Annotated in this window: 24 protein-coding genes; 3 read left to right on the top strand and 21 right to left on the bottom strand. The window is 40.6% G+C overall.

The genetic code is table 11. The features are described from left to right. Positions 1 to 11: 11 nt before the first annotated feature. From LZG71_RS02755 to LZG71_RS02835, 17 genes are all read right to left on the bottom strand, one after another. Complete coding sequence (locus tag LZG71_RS02755) at positions 12 to 470, bottom strand: hypothetical protein (RefSeq protein ID WP_233816747.1); 459 nt, start codon at positions 468 to 470, stop codon at positions 12 to 14. Continuing rightward, the gene (locus LZG71_RS02760) at positions 463 to 720 is read right to left on the bottom strand and encodes a hypothetical protein (RefSeq protein WP_233816749.1); all 258 of its coding nucleotides are present in this window, start codon (positions 718 to 720) and stop codon (positions 463 to 465) included. Before LZG71_RS02760 ends, LZG71_RS02755 begins: the two co-directional genes overlap by 8 nt. Then, positions 717 to 1085, bottom strand: a complete 369-nt coding sequence (locus LZG71_RS02765; RefSeq protein WP_233816751.1) for a hypothetical protein — start codon at positions 1083 to 1085, stop codon at positions 717 to 719. Before LZG71_RS02765 ends, LZG71_RS02760 begins: the two co-directional genes overlap by 4 nt. Then, on the bottom strand, positions 1082 to 1963 hold the full coding sequence (locus LZG71_RS02770) for a hypothetical protein (RefSeq protein ID WP_233816753.1): 882 nt from the start codon (positions 1961 to 1963) through the stop codon (positions 1082 to 1084). Before LZG71_RS02770 ends, LZG71_RS02765 begins: the two co-directional genes overlap by 4 nt. Further along, complete coding sequence (locus LZG71_RS02775; protein ID WP_233816755.1) at positions 1963 to 2607, bottom strand: hypothetical protein; 645 nt, start codon at positions 2605 to 2607, stop codon at positions 1963 to 1965. Before LZG71_RS02775 ends, LZG71_RS02770 begins: the two co-directional genes overlap by 1 nt. A 4-nt stretch (positions 2608 to 2611) precedes the next feature. Continuing rightward, complete coding sequence (locus LZG71_RS02780; RefSeq protein WP_233816757.1) at positions 2612 to 3031, bottom strand: hypothetical protein; 420 nt, start codon at positions 3029 to 3031, stop codon at positions 2612 to 2614. 34 nt (positions 3032 to 3065) lie between these two features. Then, positions 3066 to 3227 carry a hypothetical protein gene (locus LZG71_RS02785; protein ID WP_233816759.1) on the bottom strand — a complete coding sequence of 54 codons (162 nt, stop codon included), beginning with the start codon at positions 3225 to 3227 and terminating at the stop codon, positions 3066 to 3068. Between the two features lie 188 nt (positions 3228 to 3415). Further along, positions 3416 to 3901: a DUF4494 domain-containing protein gene (locus LZG71_RS02790; protein WP_233816761.1), complete on the bottom strand. Its 486-nt coding sequence runs from the start codon at positions 3899 to 3901 to the stop codon at positions 3416 to 3418. A gap of 34 nt (positions 3902 to 3935) precedes the next feature. Next, complete coding sequence (locus LZG71_RS02795) at positions 3936 to 4319, bottom strand: hypothetical protein (protein ID WP_233816763.1); 384 nt, start codon at positions 4317 to 4319, stop codon at positions 3936 to 3938. A 324-nt stretch (positions 4320 to 4643) separates the two neighbouring features. Beyond that, entirely contained in the window at positions 4644 to 4997 is a 354-nt protein-coding gene (locus LZG71_RS02800) for a DUF3127 domain-containing protein (RefSeq protein WP_233816765.1), read from the bottom strand. After that, a complete protein-coding gene (locus tag LZG71_RS02805) occupies positions 4997 to 5305 on the bottom strand; it encodes an HU family DNA-binding protein (RefSeq protein WP_233816767.1) in 309 nt (102 codons plus the stop codon). Before LZG71_RS02805 ends, LZG71_RS02800 begins: the two co-directional genes overlap by 1 nt. Positions 5306 to 5307: 2 nt before the next feature. Further along, positions 5308 to 6045 (bottom strand): hypothetical protein, encoded by a 738-nt coding sequence (locus LZG71_RS02810; RefSeq protein ID WP_233816769.1) that lies wholly within the window; start codon positions 6043 to 6045, stop codon positions 5308 to 5310. Next, positions 6045 to 7034 (bottom strand): recombinase RecT, encoded by a 990-nt coding sequence (locus LZG71_RS02815; RefSeq protein WP_233816771.1) that lies wholly within the window; start codon positions 7032 to 7034, stop codon positions 6045 to 6047. The genes LZG71_RS02810 and LZG71_RS02815 overlap by 1 nt, the downstream gene beginning before the upstream one ends. Further along, positions 7034 to 9067 (bottom strand): hypothetical protein, encoded by a 2034-nt coding sequence (locus LZG71_RS02820; protein ID WP_233816773.1) that lies wholly within the window; start codon positions 9065 to 9067, stop codon positions 7034 to 7036. The genes LZG71_RS02815 and LZG71_RS02820 overlap by 1 nt, the downstream gene beginning before the upstream one ends. Positions 9068 to 9151: 84 nt before the next feature. Continuing rightward, positions 9152 to 9535 carry a hypothetical protein gene (locus LZG71_RS02825; protein WP_233816774.1) on the bottom strand — a complete coding sequence of 128 codons (384 nt, stop codon included), beginning with the start codon at positions 9533 to 9535 and terminating at the stop codon, positions 9152 to 9154. After that, complete coding sequence (locus tag LZG71_RS02830; RefSeq protein WP_233816776.1) at positions 9532 to 9831, bottom strand: helix-turn-helix domain-containing protein; 300 nt, start codon at positions 9829 to 9831, stop codon at positions 9532 to 9534. The genes LZG71_RS02825 and LZG71_RS02830 overlap by 4 nt, the downstream gene beginning before the upstream one ends. Before the next feature lies 1 nt (position 9832). Then, complete coding sequence (locus tag LZG71_RS02835; protein ID WP_233816778.1) at positions 9833 to 10093, bottom strand: hypothetical protein; 261 nt, start codon at positions 10091 to 10093, stop codon at positions 9833 to 9835. A 171-nt stretch (positions 10094 to 10264) separates the two neighbouring features. Here LZG71_RS02835 and LZG71_RS02840 point away from each other — a divergent pair, with 171 nt between their 5' ends. From LZG71_RS02840 to LZG71_RS02850, 3 genes are all read left to right on the top strand, one after another. Continuing rightward, positions 10265 to 10837, top strand: a complete 573-nt coding sequence (locus LZG71_RS02840; RefSeq protein WP_233816780.1) for a helix-turn-helix transcriptional regulator — start codon at positions 10265 to 10267, stop codon at positions 10835 to 10837. 312 nt (positions 10838 to 11149) lie between these two features. Continuing rightward, complete coding sequence (locus LZG71_RS02845; RefSeq protein WP_233816782.1) at positions 11150 to 12082, top strand: TraB/GumN family protein; 933 nt, start codon at positions 11150 to 11152, stop codon at positions 12080 to 12082. 292 nt (positions 12083 to 12374) lie between these two features. Next, positions 12375 to 14612 (top strand): bifunctional alpha,alpha-trehalose-phosphate synthase (UDP-forming)/trehalose-phosphatase, encoded by a 2238-nt coding sequence (locus tag LZG71_RS02850; RefSeq protein WP_233816784.1) that lies wholly within the window; start codon positions 12375 to 12377, stop codon positions 14610 to 14612. A gap of 572 nt (positions 14613 to 15184) precedes the next feature. Here LZG71_RS02850 and LZG71_RS02855 read toward each other — a convergent pair. Genes LZG71_RS02855 through LZG71_RS02870 form a run of 4 tightly spaced genes read right to left on the bottom strand, consistent with a single transcriptional unit; the run spans position 15185 to position 19262 of the window. Beyond that, on the bottom strand, positions 15185 to 16255 hold the full coding sequence (locus LZG71_RS02855) for a dipeptidase (RefSeq protein WP_233816786.1): 1071 nt from the start codon (positions 16253 to 16255) through the stop codon (positions 15185 to 15187). Between the two features lie 13 nt (positions 16256 to 16268). Beyond that, entirely contained in the window at positions 16269 to 17378 is a 1110-nt protein-coding gene (locus tag LZG71_RS02860; protein WP_233816788.1) for a D-TA family PLP-dependent enzyme, read from the bottom strand. 56 nt (positions 17379 to 17434) lie between these two features. After that, the gene (locus LZG71_RS02865; RefSeq protein WP_233816790.1) at positions 17435 to 17899 is read right to left on the bottom strand and encodes a RidA family protein; all 465 of its coding nucleotides are present in this window, start codon (positions 17897 to 17899) and stop codon (positions 17435 to 17437) included. Between the two features lie 58 nt (positions 17900 to 17957). Beyond that, on the bottom strand, positions 17958 to 19262 hold the full coding sequence (locus LZG71_RS02870; protein ID WP_233816792.1) for a gluconate:H+ symporter: 1305 nt from the start codon (positions 19260 to 19262) through the stop codon (positions 17958 to 17960). Positions 19263 to 19270: the final 8 nt, after the last annotated feature.

Below are 19270 nucleotides of genomic sequence, written 5' to 3' on the forward strand. Positions count from 1 at the left end.
GGTTTATGGTTTTATACGTACTTATTGTACCGTTCTTGTGCGAGGTGATACAGATGAATTGCATCTGCTATATTATCGGAAGTGCCAGTAAAGCCGTACTTTTCTTTGGCAGCTTTAACCATATCCTCTTTCTTTGCTTTGCCAGAACCGGTTGCGAATTCTTTAATCTCCGTTGCAGAAACCGCGGTAAAATCAATACCATTATCCTCACAAAAAACCTGAATCACTGAAACCATTTTCGCTGAACTCGCGATATCGTCTTTGAACCGGCCACCAGTACGCTCATGAACTATAAGGTTAAAATTATGAGCCTCGTGCAGCTCCTGTAATTTGCTACGGAGGCGAATCAGTTTCATTCCGGAAGATTCATCGCGGAGAACTTTAAAATTCCACTCACCGTATAGGTCTGTTCCGCAGCACCAACCTGTCTTTTCTGCTTGATCCAGTGCAAGTATTTTAAGTTTACTCATGATTTACTTCTTTGTTTTCAGGTACGTGATGTTTATTGATAGCCTTATTGTCGTGCTTAAATACATCCAGTTCAATTTCCTCATCCTTGCGAAGAAGCTCTGACACGCAGTACACGGCCATAACCATGGCAACCGCACCAATGAGCCAGCCAGCAGCTCCAATAAGATGAAGCAGAATAAGCGCCAAAAGAAAGGTGTTCAGTGGCAACTTTTGGGGTAGATTATTCGGAGATATTACTAGTTTTCTCATTGTGTGTTAAAGTTTGGTTTGATGCTGATTATGTATTCTGGAATTATTGAGCACCCCTTACTGGTATGAAAATTATCCTTGAATTTGAAGCACTCGATTTCTCTTGCTATATCCTCAAACTGTGTTTCAACGAGGTACTGATTTTCTGGATTAAATCTGGCTTCGAAAAGCTGACAGTCCTCATTTTCTGGTTTCAATCGTGGTTTGAGTGCTTCATACATTCCCCTTCTTTCCTCAGGCTTCATTTTGTCGTGGTATTCACCACACAATCGCTCCCAGAACATAGCTCTTGCAATTGGAGTAGGAGGGATGCAAACTTCTGCCAAAAACAGAAGTTCGAAATAATCAATTGTGAATAGGCTCATTGTAGTAGTGATTTAAAGTATTCGTTAAGTGTGTCATTTACCAATGTCAGATAATCCACGATATCCTCTTCTTCCCAGGAAATGATCATCCGGATTTTATTTTCAATTGCTTTACGCTCTGCAATTGACTTTACACTATTTACTGCACTTATTGGACTGGAATCCATATCAGAAAGAACCTGTTTTAGATTTCTGATTTTGGATTTATCTCTTTCTATTTGGGCTTCATGTAGCTGGTGAACTGCTACTGCCTCAATATCCTCTTTCGACACCGGATCAATAAGCTCCAATTTTGTAAGAAGCGAGAAAACAATTCCACCATAGTCCTGATATATTGAGACGGATTCTCTCGAACTTTTGACGGCTTGTATAAAGAACCGAAATGCATTAATCATTTGCTCACGTTCTGACGGTGCAGGGATTTCCTCTGAAACAACCTTCAAAGAACTCACACGGCTCATTACAGGCTGTTTTACTTCAACTATCCATGCTTTGATCCACTGTACTAAATTTGAAGGATTGAAGAATACGTGTGATTCACCCTCTTTCAAGAATCTACCATCCAAACCAGCATCCAAGGCAGCATACACTTCCAATCTCGTCAGTGGACCAAACTTAGTTCCAAGATCCTCATTGATACACGCCATGAGAAGTGTATTTTCCTCTTTCGTTTTTGGCTTCAATGAAAGTTTAACCTGTGCTTTCAGAAGGATGTTATCAATTAACTCTTTCCATTGGCCAGCCGATTGTTCACTCATTTTTGGATTATGGGATCTGTCAATCCTGGCAAGAGAAACAATCTTCCGATCAACCGGTTGAAGTTGCTTTTCAACCTCTACTGGAATACCACTGGCACCGTAAATCTGTAAATTTGACATTAGAAATTTGTTTTTGGGACGAACTCCGAACTTGCTTGTTTGATTGATTGAGCCGATTCCACGATCTTACCTTTTGATTCTTTCTCAGACAATTCAATGATCTTTCCAATGATAGAATCAAGATTATTGGCCAGCTTTTTCACATCCCAAACGCTCTTCCAGAAGTCAAGTTTTGGCAGGGAACTGAGCACCCTTTTAACTGATGCTAAAATTTCCTCGTTCGAACCTTCACGGTGATATTTGATCCTGAACTTATGGCGAAGGTTAGCGAGCATCAAGTCAGCGTGGTGATAATCCGTATAACCCATCCAGTAATAACCAGGCTTGATTTCTTCAATCATAAGTCTTAATTCATGGTTAAGAGGATCACCGGCACGCTCTTTATTTTTGGGAGCTGGTTTTACCGCTTCTTTCCATTTGGCAGTAACCGAGCACTTTCCAGACCTTTGTCCGATCTCAATCAATTTTGATGGTTTCAAACTTTCTATTATTTCCCAAGTATCCAGTATAGATAGTTCCAAGTATCCAGCTATCCCCTCAGCAGTTGTATCCAGCTTTGATCTGTGAACGTAATCCGCAACGCAGTAGGCAATCACTGATATTCCAAGCGCCTTGCGTACTTCATGGTCTATTTTTGTAATCATTTTCTCACTTCGCTAATCGGCTGACAGATAAATTTATTTTTTTGGCTTCTACCGGGTTATTCTCCGCCCAATCATGGTGAGGTCTGCACAAGGCTCGCCAAAGTTTTTTCACATTCAGGTTTTTCCCTCGTCCTCCGGCATGGTGTAGATCAGTTGATGGGCAACCACACCCAGGAAACTGGCAAATCGGATTAGCTTCAAGAAACGGAATACGATCCCTGTGGTAAATCGATAATTCTTTTGCATACTTTTTACTGGTTTTAGAAATTGGTTTAGGTTTCTTTTCTTTTGCCACCTTCGGCTTCATCCGTGGATATTCTACCTTTTCCTTTTTCGGTTTTGGGGGCAACAAACGTTGATGTCCTTTACACTTACCCCGCCCCCATACGGCATAGTTACAACCTAATTCATCACACGTTTTCATTCCTAACGGCTTATTATATACGCTTAGTCAACCATTATGGGATTGAGTTGTAAAATTTCCTTTCGATGTACTTCCGAAGCTCCCCTTTGATTTTGCTGCTTTTACTTTCGTACTGAAAGCGAAGGAATGATTCCGGTACATCCGCAAGCCGGTATCCCTTATATTTTGTGGTGGTGAGGATCGAATTGTCGTCCATTAGTTGAAAAAACTTCTAATGATTCTTATTGCGAAATAGATAGCCACAAGTACTGCAACGTACCACAGCAGTATCACGAAACGCTCGTTGGCGAGTTGCTGCATTTTGATAGAGTTTGAAAGAGAAAATTAACCCGAACCAAGTAGTCCGGGCTAATCCGAACTATCTACACACACTACAAAAGACTATTAAAATGAAGTTAACTCATCTATTGGTTTCAATTTATGACGTATTTCATCAAAATTTTCATCAGATGTATAAGGATATACTTCCAATATCGGGGTCAAATTGATATCCGTCGTTTCGTAAGGAATTAAAAAGTTTCTCATGCTTTCCGTTATACGTTGTAATGCCTGATCGATGTAGTCCGCATTAACTAATATAAAATTTGTTACTTTTTTATCCTTTCCACTTTTCTCATCAACAGAGAAAAAAACTACCTTGGCTTTATACCATTTATCTCCATCAGCATAAACAAACAAATCTGCCAGTTTAACTCGTGAAATTTCAATTACAGAAAAATCGCTTGCTCCTGTAACAATCTTTTTATAACATCTTGCTTCTGCTTCTGCAAAAGAAACTGCATCGAAAAGATAAGACTCCTTAATTGTCTGTAATGCTCCTGCACTATCTTCCTTAAGGTATTGGATTACTGATTTATACCAACTTGCCATACATTAAACATTTATAAAATGGATACTTATTAAACTACTCTCCTGCCAGAAGGCTGGCTTCAAATTCTTCCAGCGTCATTCCTTTTTGTCTGGCCTCCTGGGCTTTTATTTCAAAATTTGACACTGTCGGCATTGGTTTTATTTTCATATTTTGGCTTCTATCGCCCGTCATATCTTGCAGCATATCTAGCACTGGCTGTATTGCGGGATTCCTTTTTGCAATATCCTCAGCCAAAATCGAAGTAATAGCCTTGTGTGCTTCCATCAGATCATGGCTCGACATATCCAGTGCGGACGCTATCTGTCTAGTGTTTTCATCCAGATCAACGGCAATGAAAAATGCTACTCCTTCAATTTTTTTATCTTTAACTTCTGCTAAGGCATATTCTAACCTTTGGATAACTTCTTCATGTGTCATTGCTATTTTCTGTTTTGGTTAATAGAAGGTTTTAAAATTCCGGTGATACGGCTCACCGGAAAACCTCGTTCGTCGGTTCGGAGTGATCAGCCCCTCATCCCTGTAATTGCGCGCTGAATCATCATTTAGCTACTGCATTGATGTTGTGAAAAGGGTAGGACTTGAACCTACATGATTGGAGTTTTGGGATTGTTTTTATACTGGACACTTCCAGAAACTCAGGTCAGAATATGTGATTTTAATTTTACGGCTACTGACAATGCCAACCAATCTATAAGAGACTTCACTTTCAGCGTCTACCAATTCCGCCACCTTTTCATTTTATCAGAATGGAAGATCATCTGAATCATCCGCATCAGGAAAATCAGCAACAGGTGGTTGTTCATCCAGAGCAGGATTCTGCTGATAGTTATAACCATTGCGAGCAATCTTCCATGCTTTCACTTCTGTGTACCAGCGTGAATTGTATTCACGGCTTTCTACTTCAATCGAAGCGGTAATTGAATCATTTAACTGCAAGCCAGACTGATCAATCTTGTCACCCCAAAGGGCAACACATACTTTTTTGGAATATTGTCCAGGAATTTCAAGTATGAATTCCTGTTTGCGCCAAGTTCCGTTTTTGCCTTGTCCTGATACTTCTGGTAGAAAATCAATGACTGTTCCTGTTAATTCCATTATTCTAATTCTCTATTGCCAATGTTGACTTTTTCATGGAAACTATCAGCTGCCGTGAAGGACACTCTGTATCTGCCTGGAATGATAACTCTAGTTCCTGGATTATGGAAGTTTGCACCTTCGTTCGCCTTTTTGTACAATGGTTTGAAGCATCCAAAATGTTTGAACGTTACGCTATTTCCTGCAACCAGTTCTCCTTTGAGAACTTCCAGAAGAGTGTTAACCACCTTGGTGATCTTTGGCTTATCCATACCTACAAGATCTTTTTCAAGCATCTTATCTACAATATCACTTTTTGTATTTCTCATAATTAAAATGGGGTTGGTCCGAAACTTGGTATTACTAATCCTGCCTTCGCGATGAATACGTCCTTGCCTGTTTGATCTTCAATTTCCCTCTTAAATTGCACAGTATTCCCATTCTGACGTGACGCATGAAGTAGTACAATTCTCACTGTATGAGAAAGATCATTTGCAGCCAGAAAGTCTTTGCAATTTTGGATACTGAAATGGCCGTTCAGAATTCGGTCATATCTATCTTTGTCGATCATTCCAGCTTGTCTGACCTGTTCGAGTGTTGGGAAATCGTAATTTGCCTCAACCATCCAGTTCTGAATCTTGGCAGCACTCAAATTCCATTGGCAATAGCTGGAATCTGTGATGAAGAACATGCGACCCATTTCTGGATGATCAATTAGGAAAGCTAAACATTCAACATCGTGCGCTACTTCCAGAGGTTTGACTTTGAAGTTCCCAATCATCAACTGTTGGGTACTTGCCAGAAGCGTTCCTTCAACTTGCCAGTGATCCATCGTATCTTGATTCATGTACATTCTCAAACCTGCTTTTTTGTAATCCTTTGCCCACTGTGCATGATCCATGTGCCTATGGCTGATAATGCAGCCAGCGATACCGGAAAAATCCCAATTCATTGCCTCTTCCAATTTAGATAGGTGGCAACCTGCCTCAATCACTAACGTTTCCCCGGTACTGGCTTTTAGAACGTATCCGTTTCCAAGACTTCCGGATCCTAATACGATTAGCTGCATTAGAACCCAGCTTCGTTATCATCCACTTCCTCTTCCTCCGCTGCCGGTGGAGTAGCTGCATTTTGCCTGGGAGCTGTAACCGGATTCGGATTAACTGTAATTGGTACTGTTTCTTTCTCTGTGGCTGGTGGTAGATCCTGAGTCACCTTGCTGCCAACGATATCAACATCATCAAATGTGACTGATGTTAAGTTTGCATCCTCGCTACGAACCTTACCATCTTCATCAACAAATGATTTTTGGTCATTCTCCCGATCCTGACTCAAAGCAATTTGCAACTCGGCAGATAATGTTACCCATTTGCTCAACAGATCCGTTAATACGGTTTTCAATGCCATATCGTCAAATTCTACTACCCAAATATTCTTTGCATCTTTTGGATCGTATGATTTACTGTACTTTGCTGCGTGATCTTTGATCTGATCAACTGTGCTGTAAAGAGTTTTAGAAAAACCATCGTGCAACTCAACGTGAGCCATGTATCCAACTATTACATCACTGGTTTTTTTGTGCTGAAATTTAAAAGCACCAGTCAGATAATCCTCATCAATAAACTGACCTTCATAAACTGCCCGTGTATTGATATGCTTCACAGATTTTGACCTCAGTGCCAGCTGGATGTAGCCCTTATAGCCAAGCTGGAAGGAAGGTTGCAGATATTCAATCCATTGACCTTGATCGTTTTTCTTCTTCTTTTTGTAGGGAATGATCCATGCGTAACCAAGTGACTTTATCACTGGAAGTTTCAGAACAGCTGCTTTAAGAGCTTCGGCAATCAATGCTGCTGGATCACATTGCATTAGCTTGCTATCGCCAGATACAAGATCAATCATGGATGCAATGAATGAATCCTTATTTTCTTTCAGAGCATTTGACATTTGCTCTTGAATAGATTCAGACTTCATTGCTACTTTGAATCTATCCAACTTTGTAGCCTTAACTGGTGGAGTTGTGCCAGCGGGTGGAGTTGTCTGTAATTGGGTACTCATTATTTTGACTTTTTAGGTTTATACTCTCCCTCAATGACCTCAATGGTTTTCACATCTGGATCATATTTTGGGTACACGATATTGATTACTTGGCATTCTGTTTCCGGACGCTTGCCAACTGATTCCATGTTATCCAGGAATATAGGTAATGTCGTTCCGTACCTCTTAGTGAAAGCATTTGCAACATCTACGTAAAGCATCGGTAAGAATCCTGTGTTTACGTTAGGATAGGAGACACCTTGATAAGTTGGGATACAGGTCACTTCCGGTGTACCATCATTCAAGAATCTGAACATGGTGAATTTCATGTGCTCAAACATTCCATTCACGCGACCTTCCAGAATGCTTGCTCGATCTTTAAGGAATTTTTCAAAGAAGGATTTCGCCTTTTTCCAGTCCAAAACCTTCGCATTTACCTTTTCAATATTGGCTTCCAGTTCTGCAATGCTTTTCTTGATAACTTCAATTGAATCTTTCTTGCCAAGCGATCTGGTCAGATCCGATATTTCGGTTTTGATCCCTGATATTTTGGTTTCTACTTCTTTTATAGAAGCATCATAAGCAGAGGTATCAAATTTTTCCAGCTCCTCTTTTTTTGCTTTAATAATAGCGGACTGTTCAATGTATTCCGCTTGATCCTCAGGCTTGCGTTCATCCAACTTGATAGCGTTTATTTGAACAGTCAGATCGTCAATTTCTTTCTGGATTGTGTTTTTTGATTTTTCGGCTAATTCAAGAACACTCTCCTCGAAAGCTATTTCACCAGTAACAGCCTGACCCTCTTCTCGAATCTTAGCTTTATCTGTTTTTTTCTTCTCATTGAATGCAGCGCGCAAAACACCTTCAAAGCTGGCATATTCTTCATTTGAGAATCCCCGTTTACAAGTCTGGCACTCTGGCCCATGTTCATGATCACCAGCCACAACCTGTTCAGGACTTGGAAATTCAAGGACATTTAACTTTTCAAAATCAGATCTCAAAGAAACCCTCTTGTTATTCAGATCAGCAATTTTTGAAGTCGATCTGGTAATATCCTTATTAACATTTGTCAGATCTGTTTGCTTTGAATCAATCTGACGCTGGATTGACGCTTTATTTGTCAGCAGCTCAGAATTACCATTAGTGACTTCCGTTTTGAAATTCTGGCTGAAACGTTGGAGGTCAGCTTTCAGATCCGCTATCTCCTGTTCTCTTACAATCTTGCCTTTACCCTCGTCAGAAGATTTCAAACCTTCTAATTCAGCCTCAGTAGCAGCCAGCACTTCTTTCTTGATAGATATCGAATTTTCGATTTGGTTAAAATCGTTGTCAGAAATCAATTTTGCAACTTCGTTTTGCTTGGATTTTATTTGCTCAGGTAGCGCATCCTGCTCTTTTTTTCCGGCAGAGATATTGTCATTAATTTCTTTTTTGTAACCATCAATCGTTCTGGTTTTAAGAGTGTTCGTAACCAGTTTGGTATAATCCGGATTGGTTGCAATAATCTCCTCATTTGTAATATCTCCACCAACTAAGTCAATCACCACTTTACGCATATCTTCTGGTTTCATCCGAAGAAACGCATCCGGATTAGTCACAGCTGAAAATGCTGAAAGGGGATAGATCGCATTCAACCGGGCTTCCCATTCCTTTTTGGTTTTGATCGGCGAATCATTTATCCAATACTTCGTCGTATCGCTATCATATTTCTCTGTGGGATCCTCGTCAGATTCAGGTTTCCATAGCTCATGCAGCTCCCGACGAAGTGATATTTTCTCACCATCGTAAGTAATATTTCCAGTAACGGAAACGACTACACGTTCCTCCGTATTTCTGGCATCGGTAAGCCAAGGCTTTACCTCATGATTGAAACGACCTTCCAGATCATATCCAGTCCATAACCAGTGCCAGACATCCCAATGTGTGGACTTACCAGAGCCATTTGGTCCGATTATGGTACATTCAGGAGTGAAAAAATGTGTCTCTTGATGCCTCAGCTTTTTATAATTGGACACAACAAGGCTGTCCAGAGTGAGTACTTTGGTAGTTGACATATATAAAATTGGCTTAATTTAACTTTGGAAACAGTGCCGAAGGAAGCCCTCCGGCATGTAGAAATTCCCCTCCTCATTCACTCATTACTGAGTATTATTCAGGCTCTCTTGGTAAGCGACCGAAATAACATTGTATAAATCTCCCATTTGCTTAATGTGATTCTGGATATCATCCTTTGCCCTTGAAAGAAGATTATCAATCAAAATATTTACAATCCAGTCCCCGGGAAGACAATCTGTGTCAATTTCCAACAAACCTTCTTCAAGCAATTCATTAACTGAAAGAAAAATTGCCATAGGACTTAGTTTATTATCAGAGCATGATTTATTTAGATCAAGTGATCTAAAATCTCTAATATGGCTAACATTATCAGTAATGTTTATTTGTGTAAACAATCCTCTTAATACATCCTGCGCATCTTGACTTATTTGTAATTTGTCTATGAATTCACTGTTTACAATATTCATTTTCTTGAACTTTTAGATGAGGTAAAAATAATCCTTGGTTGGCGTTGAGTAGAAACTTTTTCCAACGAAGAGGGGAGTGGTTCAACCTTATGACGCTCTATATGTTCAATTATCTCACTTTTCTTAAAAATAATTCTACCTAGTGGCTTGTACCTAGTAAATTTTTTACTTTGCTCATAAAAACTTTTTTTGCTGGTTGACTTTAACAACTCCATTGCTTCTTCAACACTCAGATAGACATCGTTATACTTAGCAACCTCCTCAGCGACAATTTTGCGAACCAAATCAATTTCCATATCAAGCTGTAATTGAGTTACTTATTTCTTCATATTTTTCCAAATTGTCCTTTTCTTCTTTCCTTAGCTCTTGGATCAAATTATTCGACTTGGTAATAAATTCAACCTGTACCCTAAGGGTAGGAATATATCTACCAGTTTTCCAGTGAGTAATCAGGCCAGCTGATTTACCTGTTGCCTCAATCAATTTCTTTACACCCCCTTTTGTAGTTTTCACCTGATCAACGACCGACTTCACTACCTCTGAAAAAGATTTACTCATTATTTACCGTTTAATAAGTACCAACCTATATTTAATATATAGTAGTAGTCTAGCGATACAAATAATATGTATATTTGCATGTATCGCTTATGTATATGCAAATGTATATTTAATATTTTGCAATACAAGTAAACTTTAATAAAAACTTTAATTAAATTTTATATTCAAATTATGACTTCTGCTGAGAAACTTCAAAAAGCTCTTGATGATGCTGGCTTAACGGTAACAGAATTTGCCAGAAAAGGAAACTTCACCAGAGAAGCTGTTCGACTTTGGTTATCTGGTGGTGGTATAAGAGAAAAGAGCTTATATATAGTAGCAAAGGTTCTGGACTTAGACCCTGAAGAACTACGAGACGACGACGATGAACCAGAAGTAGACACGCTAGGCAAAAGGCTCAAAAAATTAAGGCTCAGCCAAAGTTTGACCCAACAAGATTTGGCTGTTGCATCTGGAATATCTATGACTCTGATCTCAAGAGTCGAAAATGGAAATCTACTCTCACTATCCAACGAATCCATAAATTCACTCTCACGTTATTTTGACGTTCCCACCTCACACTTTACTGATCTCATGCCTCGCAAAAAAGGCGCATTGGTAAGTTCGGAAACTAAGGCATCGTCAGTAAAGAATAAAACCAGTTATCTATCTGACCTGGAAAAAGTGATCGCATGGAAAAAGCAAGGAGTGATCTCCGAGAAGGAATTCCAAGAGCTAAAATTGAAAATAATCCAAGATTTATAAATGTATGCGGAAATGTATGCGGAATTCAATTTTAAGACAAATTTTAAAATGAAAATTTTGAGATAAAGTATTGTAAATAAACGAATTAGTGTTTGTGTTTCAGGATAGCACTACTGACTTGTAATCAGTAGGTCGTTGGTTCGATCCCGACTGGAGGCTCTGAAAACCTGGCATATCTTGTCAGGTTTTTTTATGCCCTTCAGACGATGTTTTTTTGAAAAAATTCAAAAAAGAGGAAATTTTGTATTAGCAATATCAGGCATTGCCAAATTTCTTACTCAACTCATCCGAATATTACCTTCATCAGATCTAATGAAACGCTTTACATTTCCTATACTCCTTGTAGTTATTTGTACTTTGGTATTCATCGCTGCAACCGGAAATGACCGTTTTCAATTGGAAAGGTCTAGTCCGGCAACTGTCCTTTGGAAAATAACTGGTCCGGATTGCTCCAAGCCATCCTACATTCTGGGAACATTCCATTTGACGGATGCTAAATGGATTTTGGAATATTCGGAGATGAAAAAAGTTATCGATAGTACAGAGTTTATTTTAAACGAAGCATTTACAACGCATCAAGTTCCCATAAAGCCACACATCCGTGAAGTGCTAAAGGCGTTACCTTTACTCGACAAGCATCAGTTTCGCACTCTTGATTCATTTTTTGTCGCCAGAGTTGGCGAAGGAATCAAAAATAATATTGATGCAGAGAATTTGACAATCGCTGAGATGGAAGGTGCCATACTGACTACCCTGGCTTCTAACAGTGAGAACTCAACCGCAGTAACAAAACTCATGGATAAAGAACTGTTCGATATTTATGTAGAATTGGGCAGAGAGGGAGACCGTCTGGATAGAATACCTATTTCTGATTTTGACTCATCACAAATAGACCATGCAAAACAATATTTAGGGAGAGCACTGGGGTATATCAAAAATAGTGACAAGCCTGGCTGGAATATCTATCAAATGCAGGATGTGGATGACGCAACAAGCAGATACAAGAAGATGGAGTTCGACTACAAGCTAAATGAGAGCGATTTAAGTCTTCAGACTTCAACCGACTTCGACTTCGTCCCTATGGAACAGAGGAACAAAAACTGGATCCCTAAAATTGTAGAGAATATCAATAAAAGACCATGTCTCATCGCGGTAGGGCTAAGTCATCTTTATTACAAAACTGGCTTGATAATGTTACTTCGTAATCAGGGTTATAGGGTTGAGCCTGTAATACTAACGAAATAATTGTAGGATTATCAAAGGGCAATATAGAGTCAGGAATACCCCGGAGCTCTGCATACTTTCGAGCTCATTGGTTGTATATCTAATGCATACGTCTCCGAAAACTACTAAACTGTAACAATTCGCTTGTTTTATTGTAAGATACAGCCAATGTATACTTATTGGCATGATTTGTGCAGGTCAGTTATTAAATGAATTTCCAAGAATTAAAAGAGCAATTACAAGATATGTATTTGCAGGACTTTTTATTCCATTACTAATCAAACGCGGCCGGAATTCGGATGCTTTGAAAACTATGAAAGAATTAAAAAACACTAAAAATTCAGGAAGACTAATTATCGTTGCCTATCGACTACCTTTTAAAATTGTTCGCGAAGATGATCAATCTCACCTGGTGCAAAATTCAGGAGGACTTGTATCAGCCGTACTTTCTCTGGTAAGCGACCAGGAGGATTCTGTCTTTTCTTCTGAAGAAAAAATCCAATGGATTGGTTTCAGTGAAAACACCAAGGAAGAACTAGAAGGTCAGTCGTTGGCCAATGAGTCCTTTCAGGCTCACCCTGTTTTTATTCCGGACGATGTAAATGAAAACTACTATGAGGGATTTTGCAATAATTTAGTCTGGCCGTTGTGCCATTACTTCCCATCTCTTGCCCGTTTCGACGATGCTTATTTCGAAGCATACAAGACTGCCAACCAGTTGTTTTTTGATAAACTGGATGAAGTGATCCAACCAGGAGATGTTGTCTGGGTCCAGGATTATCAGCTGATGCTTCTGCCAGATCTTATCAGACAAAAATATCCTGACAACAAGATTGGATTCTTTTTTCACATCCCTTTCCCATCTTATGAATTGTTCCGGATGTTCCCTGTAAAGTGGCGTAAGGCGATTGTAGATGGAATACTCGGTGCTGATGTTGTAGGATTTCATACCAATGATTATGTAGAATATTTCCTGAAAGCAGCCAGACTTGTTTCTGGCTACGGAAACAAGCTCCATTATATCAATATGAGCAATCGTATTGTCAAAGTCGACTCGTTTCCGATCAGTATTGATTTCCAAAAATTCAATGAAGCATACGATGAGCCAGAAGTGATCAGAGCCAGAGAAGAGGCTCGTGAATCTCTGAAAGAGAAAATTATATTTTCCGTCGATCGTCTCGATTATTCAAAGGGGATTTTGCATCGGTTGCAAGGATTCACGCGATTTCTGGAACAACATCCTGAATGGCACGAACGTGTCTCCTTCGTGATGGTGGTTGTGCCTTCCCGGGATACCATTGAGCAATACCAACATATGAAAATGGAAATCGATCAGACGGTTGGAGCCATTAATGCCAATTACGGCAATATATATTGGCAACCGATCATCTACCAGTATCGCTCGATGACTTACCATGAACTTGTCGGAATGTACACTGCAAGTGATGTTGCGCTGATCACACCTGTGCGGGACGGCATGAACCTGGTTTGTAAAGAATATGTCGCCAGTAGAAAGGATTCGCAGGGCGTACTAATTTTAAGCGAAATGGCCGGCGCGGCGGCAGAATTGGGGGAGGCGCTGATTATAAATCCGCTCGATAATCAGGGAATAGCAGATGCTATCAGCGAGGCCTTTGCGATGATCCCCGAAGAACAGGAAAAACGAATGAGTGCCATGCGGGAACGCATCCGTGATTATGATGTATTCGCATGGACAAATGATTTTTTTACCCAAATGCTTATGTTAGAACAAGAACACGAAAGGTTAAAGCAAGTTTTTTTGACCAACAAAGGAATAGATAATATAAGAAAAGCTTATGAAGCCTCTTCCAAAAGAATATTGTTTTTTGATTATGATGGTACGCTGGCACCAATTGTTGCCGACCCGTCGAAGGCAATTGTATCAGAAGATGTAAAAAAGCTGATTATGGAAATAGCCAAGCGCGACACCGTTGTCATCATCAGTGGCCGTGACCGTCGTTTTCTTGACACGCACTTCCGGGATCTTCCGGTGCATATTATTGCTGAGCATGGTGCTTTAATTAAAACCAAAGGAAGCGAAGAATGGACTTTGAATGAGAGTTACGAGGAAAACTGGAAAGATAGTATCAAACCAATTCTGAATATGTATGCCAAGAGATGTCCGGGTGCTTTTGTCGAAGAAAAAGAAACGTCACTTGCATGGCACTACCGGACAGCGGATGATAAAGAATATGCTTCAAGAAGAGCTCAGGAATTATCATGGCAATTGAAGAATTTCATACAGCCAGAACTTAATCTTCAGATTATTGACGGGAACAAAGTTGTGGAGGTTAAAAAGACCGCATTTAATAAAGGAACCGCGGCAAGAAGCTTTGTAGATGGCAGTGATTACGACTTCATTCTCGCTATTGGTGACGATACGACTGATGAAGATATGTTCGAGGCATTGCCGGACACTTCCTATACCATCAAAATCGGTGACGATTTATCTGCCGCTCGTAATCACATCAAAAATCAGGAAGAGGTCTTTCACTTTTTAAGCTTTATGGTTTCCACCATTCCTGAATGATTAATTTAATTTACGAGAAACGGGCCATTTAAAATGGCCCGTTTCTCGTTTTATAACGTCAAATTTCACGTCAGGGAAAGAGAATGTCCTTCATTCAGATTTTCTAACTTCACGAAATGACACTTGCAACCTGCGGAACTTAGCGCTGCCTCAATCTTTGTAAAATCGGATAGGTCAGAGGTCAATGTCAGGAGCAAATCCTGAAAATCATAAGCCCAGTGTTTTACATTTAATCGTTTGAGGCAATCATGCAGTCTTTGGAACGACCGGCTGTTTTTTAGATTGGTACGAAAGGAAATTTTATATATCGAGCTCATTAATTTATGTCGGTCAATTCTGATTCTTACTGTCTGCTTTACCTATCAAAGATGAAGATAATTTATAATCATTCCAAATAAAAAACAATGATTATTTTGTGTTCTCTATGCTGGCTGAATGCTATAACCGCGTAACGATCCGGAAAGTTGCGAAGCTTTGATGATAATTGTATTAAGGCAATGTTAAATATTATCTGTCGAAGTGCAGGAGGCAAGATTGACCATTTTTTGAAGCAAGAAAGTTCAATTACCGGTCTATTTCCAACTACGATTTAAGAAATCAACCCAGTTTTTCCACATGATTTGTTCAATGTCCTCCTCCTTATATCCGCGCTCTCTAAGTATAGAACCAACAGTTTGCAAATCAGCGATAGATTCCAGGTCTCCCGGCGCCTGCTCTTTACCAAAGGCTCCGTCCAGATCCGAGCCAATACCGACATGGTTTGTGTTTCCCGCCAGTTGACATATATAGTCAATGTGATTGACAATATGTTCAATTTTCAGTCCGGTGTTTTCTGGTGTGGACTTCCCGCGAACCCAACCCGGAATCATCATCCATGCATCGAAAGCCATTCCAATCACAGCATTTCTCTTAATCAGTTCTTTGAGCATTTCGTCAGAAAATTGCCTGTTATGAGGCACAAGTTCCCTTACAAGATTATGGCTGGCCCACACAGGACCATTGTATACTTCCATTGCATCCCAGAAAGCACTGTCGCACAAATGTGTTGCATCCAGGATAATTCCCAGGCGTTCCATTTCCCTGATCAGTTCTTTACCTTTGTCAGATAAAGGTTGATCGGAATCAGTGCCAAAGGCGTACACACCTGGCCCGTAATGGGCCGGGCCGAGTGCACGTAATCCGTAATCATAAGCGATTTGGAGGTGAGAAACACTCGGAAGTGAATCGGCGCCTTCCAGGCTTAGAATGTAACCAATTGGTAACCCCTCAGTGGAAGATGCGTTTTGCCAAAGAGCCAAGTGATTATTTAGGGTGACTAAATCACGTATTTGCACCATCTCTCCGGCTTCTTCCATCGCCTTATACCAGGCAACCTGACCCTGGGTCTGAGCCCAGGCCTGCGCCTGTGAATGCCATCCGGGAAGTGTGCTTTGCGGCTCCACAAATCTCCCGATCTGGGTTGCTACACACATACCTATATTACCTTTCCGCATCTCTGGAAAACACACCACACCTTTACCACGATCGGGTTTGTCGGACAAGTTCTTTTCCCTGTCCCGTATCTCCGATAGCCCTTTAGTAAGGTCACGGTTCCATTCCAGGGCGTTCATGGAAAGATCAAGATGCGCATCAAAAAGAAACATATAAATGGGTGGTTTAAATCGTAATTTTTCTATTTCTGGCTATGATTCTCCATTCGTCGGTAACCTCACCATTTTCTATAACCGACGCATAATCGTGAAGGGCAACACTTGGACATATATGATAGGGAAGGGCATAGTAGATATCCCCAATTTCTATTTTTTCCCATTCCTGATTACCAACCTGCAAAACACCATGCTCTTCACTTTGACTGATAACCTCGTAATTATTCAGATTTAAAAGTTGGAAGCGGCTATCAATAGGATTTTCGGCTGCCACACTCTTGTGGCCCAGGTCAATCGTTACTATTCCGACTGCAGGTTTTGAAACAACTCTGGTAAGAATAAGCGCGGCGTGTAAAAATGGCTGATCCTGAAAACGGGAGCCGTAACCCCAATCCCAAAGTATGTTTGTTCCGGGACTGAGAAAGACATCGGAACGCAAGGTATGTATGTTGAACGAAGGCGAACCACCTGCAATAACCATAACATCTTTATCCGCGTTCTTGGTCATAAGATCCAGCAAGGGAAGCGTTAGTTCAAACGCCTCGTCACTGGCTGCTTTTCGCTCGGAAAACTCAGGGTTTCTGATATGGCCATCGTAAATATGAGCACCCGAAACATGAACCTGTGATAAACCTTTTAAGAAATGAAACAAGGATAACAAAGTGTGGTCTGCCTGATGGCCGGAGCGGTTCATGCCATTATTTACATCAATGAAGACATTAAAAATAGAACTAGTAGCAACACCGGCCTCTTCGAGCATCTGCGCAGACTTTTCATTGTCAATCAATGAAGAAAACACAGAGTCTGGAAACTTGGTCTTTAATTCAAGTAGCCGACCGATGTTAGGCCCAACCATTTGATAAGCGATAAGAATCCATTTCCCACCGGCTTCTGCAAGCATTTCAGCTTCCGCTATTGTTGCACATTTGAATTTGGAGATACCTTTTTGAAGCTGTAATTTGACAATCTCGGCGGTTTTGTGTGTCTTCACATGCGGCACCAAACGGTTCACATCGCCAGCAACATTGATCATTCTGTCAATATTACTTTCGATCCTGTCTTTGTAAAACAGGAGCGAAGGCGAAAATACTTTTTCAGGATTGTTGAGCTTATACCACATTTAACAATGAAGAATTAGGAGTGAAGAATTTGAAACATGAGTTGATGCTACGCTGCTTAATGTAATTCGAACATCGCTTCAATTTCCACCGGAATATTGTCCGGCAACGAACCCATTCCGACGGCGCTTCTCACACCAATTCCATTTTCTTCTCCCCAAATTTTGGCGAATAGTTCACTACATCCATTTATAATGTAAGGATGTCTTTCGAAATCAGCGGTACAATTCACCATTCCCAAAATTTTGATCACCTTTTTTACCCGGTTCAGAGTGCCAAGGTTCGTTTTTATGGTTGACAATATAGTGAGCCCAACTTGTTCAGCCGCTTGTTTCCCAGCCTCTATATCCATGTCCTGGCCAATTCGTCCGATGATGAGTGTACCGTCATTTTGCACCGTACCGTGACCGGAAACATAAAGCCAGCGATCATCTACTATCAGATATGGTTTGTATACACCTTTTGGCGCAGGTGCTGGTGGCAAGGTAAGGCCAAGTTTTTCAAAACTGGATTCAGGATTCATAAGGTTAATTTATAATGATCAATGATATCTTCACGCAGCATAAATTATCTAGGCGCTGCTAAATGAACAAATTTAACAGTAAAACCCCAATCAAACCCATCACCGAAACAATTGTTTCCATAACAGACCATGTAAGAAGCGTGTCTTTGATACTAAGATTGAAATATTCTTTGAAGAGCCAGAAGCCACCGTCATTAAGGTGAGAAAACATCAAACTGCCTGAACCAATGGCCAGTACCAGCAATTCGGGAGGCACGGTGGAATGTATTAAAAGTGGAGAAAGTATTCCTACCGTTGTAAGCCCGGCAACGGTAGCTGAGCCAACACAAACACGAATGATTGCCGCAATTCCCCAGCTCAGAAGCAAAGGAGAAATATCCACATTTTTCAGACTTTCCGCAATGTAGTTACTCACGCCGCCTGCGGTCATCATTTCCTTAAAAACACCAGCTCCTGCGATGATCAGCAGAATAACAGATACTCCCTTAAAAGCTTCTTCCATAGATTTGGTCACCGCTTTCATATTCATCCCACGGCGTATTCCCAACGCATAGGCTGCGAACAAAACGGAAATCAGCATTCCGAAATAGGGCTCTGCCAACAAAGCAACGAAGGCATTACCTGGCATCACATTTTTCACTGCCGACATACTTGTTAATAAAAAAACAGGTAGAAGAGCAGTTACTATACTGATTCCCAAACCAGGTAATTCAGATGTTGGTCTTGGCTTTACATTGAAAAGGTCTTCATCAGGTTTTGGCTGAAACCGCTTTAAAGTTGAACCAAAAATAGGTCCTGCAATTGCAATGGCAGGAATGGAAACAATCAGTCCGTAGAATAACGTTTTACCCAAATCGGCATTGAGCTGACTGGCAATGGCAGCAGGCGAGGGGTGCGGAGGCAGATAACCATGCGCAACCGAAAGTGCCGACAACATGGGAATACCTATATATAACAAAGGCAAGCGTGCAGTAGCACTGATCATGAAAATGAGCGGAATCACAATTACAAAACCTGCATTGTAAAACAGGGGTATACCAATCACGAAACCTGCCAGAGCCATTCCCCATTGTATGTATTTCTTTCCAAAAATCCCGATGAGGGCATCTGTAATACGCTGCGCAGCTCCGCTGTCTGCTACCATTTTACCCAGCATCGCACCAAAGCCTACTATTAAAACCAGATCACCCAGGGTTCCGCCAACGCCTTTTTGTATCGCTTTTCCAATGGTGGCAACGTCCAGACTACTGGCGAGTCCAAGACCAATGGATACCAGGAGGAAGGAAATAAATGTGTCGATTTTTAACCAGGCAATTAATAATATAAGACAAACGATTGCCAGAAAGGTCAGTAATAACGGCATTGGCTAGG

The sequence above is a fragment of the Dyadobacter sp. CY312 genome (genome assembly GCF_021390535.1).
Classification (GTDB): Bacteria; Bacteroidota; Bacteroidia; order Cytophagales; family Spirosomataceae; genus Dyadobacter.